This window comes from Leptotrichia sp., assembly GCF_057270615.1.
On record NZ_DBHIXN010000057.1, the window covers coordinates 1 to 7,134 of the forward strand.

Genomic DNA, 7,134 nt, shown 5'->3' on the forward strand with positions numbered 1-7,134 from the left:
AAAGGACACAACTTCAAAGCAGGATTAGGATTAAAAGTATTATACTAATAAATTCTAGGAATGCTGGAAATAGCTTAAACAAAACGGGGGAGGGCTGCCAGAGATGGCGGCTCTTCTTTTTTTGGTATGAAAAAATTAAAATATATGGTAAAATAATAGTGTAAAAAAGAAGATAAAATTTAAATAGATTTAACATTAGGAGGTAAATAAATGAAAAAAATTCCAGTTGGTATTGAAGATTTTAAGGAAATTATAAATAATAATTGCTATTACGTTGATAAAACTAAATTTATTGCGAATATTTTAGATGATGGTTCTAAAGTAAAACTTTTTACACGTCCAAGAAGATTTGGGAAAACTTTAAATATGTCGATGCTAAAATATTTTTTTGATATTCATAATGGTAAAGAAAATAAAGAATTGTTTAATGGCTTAGATATTGAGAAAACTAAACATTTTTCAGAGCAAGGACAGTATCCAGTAGTTTTTATTTCGCTAAAAGGGATTAAGTCAAATACTTGGGAGGAAGCCAAAAGAAGTATTGGATTACTGGTTGCAAGGCTGTTTTCAGAATTTGAATATATTTTAAATGATCTGAATGAATTTGATTCAATAAGATTTAAGAGATATTTGTCAGCAGAAGCAGATTTGGCAGAATTAAAAGAATCCTTAATTTTTTTGACACAAATATTGTATAAAAAGTATAAAAAAGAAGTGATTCTTCTGATTGATGAATATGACAGCCCTTTAATTTCTGCTTATGAATATCGTTATTACGATGAGGCTATTACTTTTTACAAAGTTTTTTATGGGGAAGCATTAAAGACTAATCAATATTTAAAAATGGGAGTTATGACAGGTATCATAAGAGTCATAAAAGCTGGAATCTTTTCAGATTTGAATAATTTAAGAGTCTATTCTATTTTGAGCAACCATTATTCTGAATTTTTTGGATTTACTGAAGATGAGGTAAAAAAGGCACTTTGTGACTACAATATTGAATTTAAGCTTGCTGATGTTAAATCATGGTATGACGGCTATAAATTTGGGGATTCTGAAGTTTACAACCCATGGAGTATTTTAAATTTTCTTTTTGATAAAAAACTGGCTCCAAATTGGATTAATTCTTCCGGGAATTTTCTTATCAATGATATTTTAAAAAATGTAGATGCTGAAACAATGGAAACTTTGGAGCAGTTATTTGCAGGGGAAAGCGTAGAAGAAAATATTAACGGAAACTCTGATTTATCTGTGTTGCTTGGACAGGAGGAAATTTGGGAATTGCTTTTGTTTAGCGGGTATTTGACGGTTGATGAGAAGATAGGGGAGGATTATGAGAATGTGTATTCTTTGAGGCTGCCTAATCGGGAAGTTAGGGAGTTTTTTAGACAGAAGTTTATTGAGGTAAATTTTGGGGAAAGTTTGTTTAGGAAGGCGATGGAATCACTTAAAAAGCTGAAATTTAACTATTTTGAAAAATATTTGCAGAATATTTTGCTAAAGTCGACTAGTTATAACGATACTAAAAATGAGGATTTTTATCACGGATTAGTTTTAGGAATGATGTTTTATTTGGATAATCATTATTATGTGAAGTCTAACGAAGAATCTGGGCTTGGGAGATATGATTTGATGATAGAGCCTAGAAATAAGAATAATAGGGGATTTATACTGGAATTTAAGGTTACGAAAGATGAGAATAGTCTTGAAAAAGTTTCAAAGGAGGCTGTGGATCAAATTATTGAGAAGAAATATGATGTTGCTTTGAAAGATAGGGGGATTGAGGATATTACTTTGGTTGGGGTGGCATTTTGTGGGAAGATGGTTAAGGTTTTTTATTCTTAAAGAAATCAGATATTTTCCAAATCTATGTTTATTGAAAATTATAAATTTTTTAGACAACAAAAATAAATTTATATTTAGGAGGTAAATAAATGAAGAAGGTTCCTGTTGGTATTGAAGATTTTAAGGAAATTATAAATAATAATTGCTATTACGTTGATAAAACTAAATTTATTGCGAATATTTTAGATGATGGTTCTAAAGTAAAACTTTTTACACGTCCAAGAAGATTTGGGAAAACTTTAAATATGTCGATGCTAAAATATTTTTTTGATATTCATAATGGTAAAGAAAATAAAGAATTGTTTAATGGCTTAGATATTGAGAAAACTAAACATTTTTCAGAGCAAGGACAGTATCCAGTAGTTTTTATTTCGCTAAAAGGAATTAAGGCTGATAGCTGGAAAAATTCATTAAATGCTATAAAATCCTTAATATCAAATCTTTACAACGAATTTGAATATGTGAGAAATTCGTTAAATGAAGCTGAACTAAAAACTTTTGATAAAATATGGTTCAAAAAAGATGATGGAGATTATGAAAACTCTTTAAAGTATTTAACATCTTATTTATACAAATATTACAATAAAGAGGTCGTCCTTTTGATTGATGAATACGACAGCCCTTTAATTTCAGCTTATGAATATCACTATTACGACAAAGCAATTATATTTTTTAAGATTTTTTACGGGGAAGCATTAAAAACTAATCAGTATTTAAAAATTGGTATTATGACAGGAATCATAAGAGTCATAAAAGCTGGAATCTTTTCAGATTTGAATAATTTAAGAATCTATTCTATTTTGAGCAACCATTATTCTGAATTTTTTGGATTTACTGAAGATGAGGTAAAAAAGGCACTTTGTGACTACAATATTGAATTTAAGCTTGCTGATGTTAAATCATGGTATGACGGCTATAAATTTGGGGATTCTGAAGTTTACAACCCATGGAGTATTTTAAATTTTCTTTTTGATAAAAAACTGGCTCCAAATTGGATTAATTCTTCCGGGAATTTTCTTATCAATGATATTTTAAAAAATGTAGATGCTGAAACAATGGAAACTTTGGAGCAGTTATTTGCAGGGGAAAGCGTAGAAGAAAATATTAACGGAAACTCTGATTTATCTGTGTTGCTTGGACAGGAGGAAATTTGGGAATTGCTTTTGTTTAGCGGATATTTGACGGTTGATGAGAAGATAGGGGAGGATTATGAGAATGTTTATTCTTTGAGGTTGCCTAATCGGGAAGTTAGGGAGTTTTTTAGACAGAAGTTTATTAAAGTTTTTTATTCTTAAAGAAAATATTTAATGGAAAATTTTGAAAAATATGGTAAAATAATAGTACAAATTAAAAATTATTTATTTTAGGAGGAAAAAAGATGAAAAAAATTATGAGAGGTGTACTGTTATTTGGTATGTTAGGAGGAATGCTTTTATCTTGTGGAAATAAAAAGGGTAATGATTCTCAAGAACAAAAAAAGGATTCTAAAGTTAATCAAAAAGTTTATAAAATTGGAGTATCGCAAATTGTAGATCATCCAGCATTAAATGCGGCAAAACAAGGGTTTAAAGATGCACTTGCAAAAGCAGGAGTAAAGGCTGATTATGATGATAAGATTGCAAATAATGATATGAGTAACCAGACTTTGATTATGCAGCAATTTGCAGCGGATAAAAAGGATTTAGTATTTGCGATTACTACTCCAACGGCACAGGCGGCTAAAAATCAGGTTGGACGTGAAATACCAGTTGTGTTTGGATCGGTTACAGATCCTAAAAGTGCAGGACTTGAAGGAATCCCAAATGTTACAGGAACAAGTGGCGCTGCACCAGTTAATGAAAATTTGAAATTAATGAGAGAACTATTGCCAAAAGCAAAAAAAATAGGAATAATTTATAATTCGTCTGAACAAAATTCAGTTTCTGAAGTAAATAATTTGAAAAAGCTTGCAGGACAACATGGATTTACAGTAGTTGAAAAAGCTGTTACAAATGGTACAGAGATGGTTGCAGCTGCAAATCTTATTGCAAAAAATATTGATATTTATTACGCTATTCAAGATAATACAGTAGCATCGTATTTTGCAGCATTGCTTGATGTGTTTAATAAGTCAAAAATACCAGTTTTGGCTACAAATAATGTATTTTCAAATGAAGGAGGGTTAATTTCACAAGGAACTACTGATTATAACATCGGTTATCGTTCAGGAGAAATTGCAGCAGAAATTTTATTAAAAGGCAAAAAACCAAGTGAAATCCCAATAGAAACAGTTAAAAACTTAAAAATTGAAATTAACAAGCAAAATATGGAATTATTGGGAATAAAAATACCAGACAGCATTTTAAAACAAGCTAAAATGGTAGAAACTAAAAAATAATTAATAAATTAATATAATAAAAAGCTGGAGCTATTTAAGTAACTCCAGTTTTTTTATGCTATTATAGAAAATGTCCATAATTATTTAAAATTTTTTGTAAATAAAGAATATGCTATTTATCTCACGACTAATACTAAACCTCGTTTGAATAAAGTTATTTTTTATCCTTTTGAATTTTCATGTTTCTTTCTTTCATTAGCATTCAAATATTTTTTTCTAAGTCTGATAAAGTTAGGAGTGATTTCCACCAATTCATCATTTTCAATGTATTCAAGTGCCAATTCTAATGTAAATTCTTTTGGAGGTGCCAGTTTTACTGCATCATCACTTCCAGCAGCCCTCATATTTGTCAGTTTTTTTCCTTTACATACATTTACAACCAAGTCATTTTCTCTTGAATGTTCTCCAACTATCATTCCTTCGTAAACTTCCACTCCTGGCCCAATAAATAGAATTCCTCGTGGTTGTAAATTATTTAGTGAATAACCTAGACTTGTTCCAGGCTCCATTGCGATTAAAACCCCTCTTCTTCTTCCTGTAACTTCTCCTTTAAAAGGTTCATATTCATAGAAAGAATGATTTAAAATTCCTGTTCCTCTAGTTTCTGTCAAAAATTCATTTCTAAATCCAATTAATCCACGTGATGGCACTTTGAACTCAAGTCTTGTGTAGCCGTCGCTTCCTTGATTCATATTTACCATTTCACCTTTTCTAAGTCCTAACTTTTCAATTACAACTCCTACAAATTCATCGGCAACGTCAATAATTGCAAGTTCGATTGGCTCCATTTTTTGTCCATTTTTTTCTTTAAAAATAACTTCAGGTTTTGAAACTGCTACTTCATAGCCTTCTCTTCTCATATTTTCAAGTAAAATAGATAATTGAAGTTCCCCTCTTCCTTTTACAATAAAAGCATCTGGTGAATCTGTCATTTCAAGTCTCATACTTACATTATGATTTACTTCCTTTTGCAATCTTTCTAAAATATTTCTTGAAGTTACAAATTTTCCATCTTGTCCAGAAAATGGCGAATCGTTTACAACAAAAGTCATTGCAAGTGTTGGCTCATCAATGTCAATTAATGGTAATGGTTTAGGATTTTCTTTATTTGCAACAGTTTCTCCTATATCAATTTGATCAATCCCTGCAATTGTTACAATATCTCCAGCAAATGCTTGTTCCATCTCAACTTTTTTCAGTCCGTCATATCCATAAATTCTAGTAATTTTTCCATTTACCAAATCACCATTTCTTTTGATCAACGTAACTTCCTGATTTTTTTCAATTTTTCCGTTATAAATTCTTCCTGTTCCTAATTTTCCTACATATTCGTCATATTCTGTATTTGTAATAAGCATTTGTAAAGGTTCGTTTACATCACCTTCAGGATCGTCAACGTGCTTCATAATTTCATCATAAAGCGGTTTCATATCCTTATCTTCATCTTCTAGCTCCAATTTAGCATATCCATTTTTAGCTGACGCATAGACTACTGGAAAATCAAGCTGAGCATCATTTGCTCCCAAATCTACAAACAAATCAAATACAGAATCTACAACAGCATCAGGATCTGAATTTGGCCTATCAATTTTATTAACTACCACAATTGGACGAAGCCCGTGTTCTAGTGCCTGTTTTAACACATATTTAGTCTGTGGCATAACTCCTTCAAAAGCATCAACCAAAAGCAAAACTGAATCCACCATTTTCAAGATTCTTTGTACTTCTCCACCAAAATCCGCATGCCCCGGAGTATCTACAATATTTATCTTATATCCATCATAATGAAATGAAGCATTTTTAGAAAAAATCGTAATCCCTCTTTCTTTCTCCAAATCATCACTATCCATAATTCTTTCATCTACTTTTTCATGTTCCCCAAATGTCCCCGCCTGTTTCAATAAAGCGTCGACAAGAGTTGTTTTCCCATGATCTACGTGTGCAATAATTGCAATATTTTTAATTTTGTTCATCCTTTATTTTAACAAATTTTTTGTTAATTTTTCCTCCTTAAATTTTAAAGTATATCCTCAACGGTGAGGAATAGAGGTGAAATTCATGCTCTATCTATTAAAGATGTAATAAATAATTACAAAAAGAATAAATATTGCAATGAAATCTGTCATCTCATTACCTCTTTTGTAGAATATTTTGTGAATTTTGCCGAAATTCACCTAAACATTATAACAAAAAAGACTGGAAAAATCCAGTCTAATTTACGGCATTTTTTTTAATCATATACATTCCCCATAGAGGTTTCTTTCACATTTATTATAACATATTTTACAAAAATGTCAAATATTAAATCCAAACCCCTAAGGGTTGAGGAGCAGAGGTGAAATTCATGTTCTATCTATTCAAGCTATAATAAATAATAGCAAATAGAATAAATATTGCAGCGAAATCTACCATCCCACTACCTCCTCATATACAAACTGTGAATTATGCTAAAATTCACTTAAATATTATAACAAAAAAGACTGGAAAAATCCAGTCTAATTTGTAGCATATTTTTTTTATTTGTATATGAGTTCCCCTTAGAGATTTTATACAAATTTATTATACCATATTTTACAAAAATGTCAAATATTAAATCCAAACCCCTAAGGGTTGAGGAGCAGAGGTGAAATTCATTCTCTATCTATTCAAGCTGTAATAAACAATTACAAACAGAATAAATATCGCAATGAAATCTACCATCTCACTACCTCCTTTATATAACGTTTCGTGAATCATGCCAAAATTCACTTAATTATTATAACGAAAAAGACTGGAAAAATCCAGCCTAATTTATGGCATATTTTTTTTAACGTTATATAAAGTTCCCCTTAAAGGTCTTTTACATAATTTATTATAACATATTTTACAAAAATGTCAAATATTAAATCCAAACCCCTAAGGGTTGAGGAGCA

Annotated in this window: 3 protein-coding genes and 1 pseudogene; 3 read left to right on the top strand and 1 reads right to left on the bottom strand. The window is 30.3% G+C overall.

Annotated features, from left to right (window positions below):
• Positions 1 to 210: 210 nt before the first annotated feature.
• From ACO409_RS08895 to ACO409_RS08905, 3 genes and pseudogenes are all read left to right on the top strand, one after another.
• Positions 211 to 1,845, top strand: a complete 1,635-nt coding sequence (locus ACO409_RS08895) for an AAA family ATPase (RefSeq protein ID WP_485556492.1) — start codon at positions 211 to 213, stop codon at positions 1,843 to 1,845.
• An 89-nt stretch (positions 1,846 to 1,934) separates the two neighbouring features.
• Positions 1,935 to 3,128: pseudogene (locus ACO409_RS08900) on the top strand (AAA family ATPase); the annotation flags it as partial.
• Positions 3,129 to 3,223: 95 nt separating this feature from the next.
• Positions 3,224 to 4,222 (top strand): ABC transporter substrate-binding protein, encoded by a 999-nt coding sequence (locus tag ACO409_RS08905; RefSeq protein WP_485556494.1) that lies wholly within the window; start codon positions 3,224 to 3,226, stop codon positions 4,220 to 4,222.
• Between the two features lie 161 nt (positions 4,223 to 4,383).
• Here ACO409_RS08905 and typA read toward each other — a convergent pair whose 3' ends face one another.
• Positions 4,384 to 6,195 carry a translational GTPase TypA gene (typA, locus tag ACO409_RS08910; RefSeq protein ID WP_485556496.1) on the bottom strand — a complete coding sequence of 604 codons (1,812 nt, stop codon included), beginning with the start codon at positions 6,193 to 6,195 and terminating at the stop codon, positions 4,384 to 4,386.
• Positions 6,196 to 7,134 lie beyond the last annotated feature (939 nt).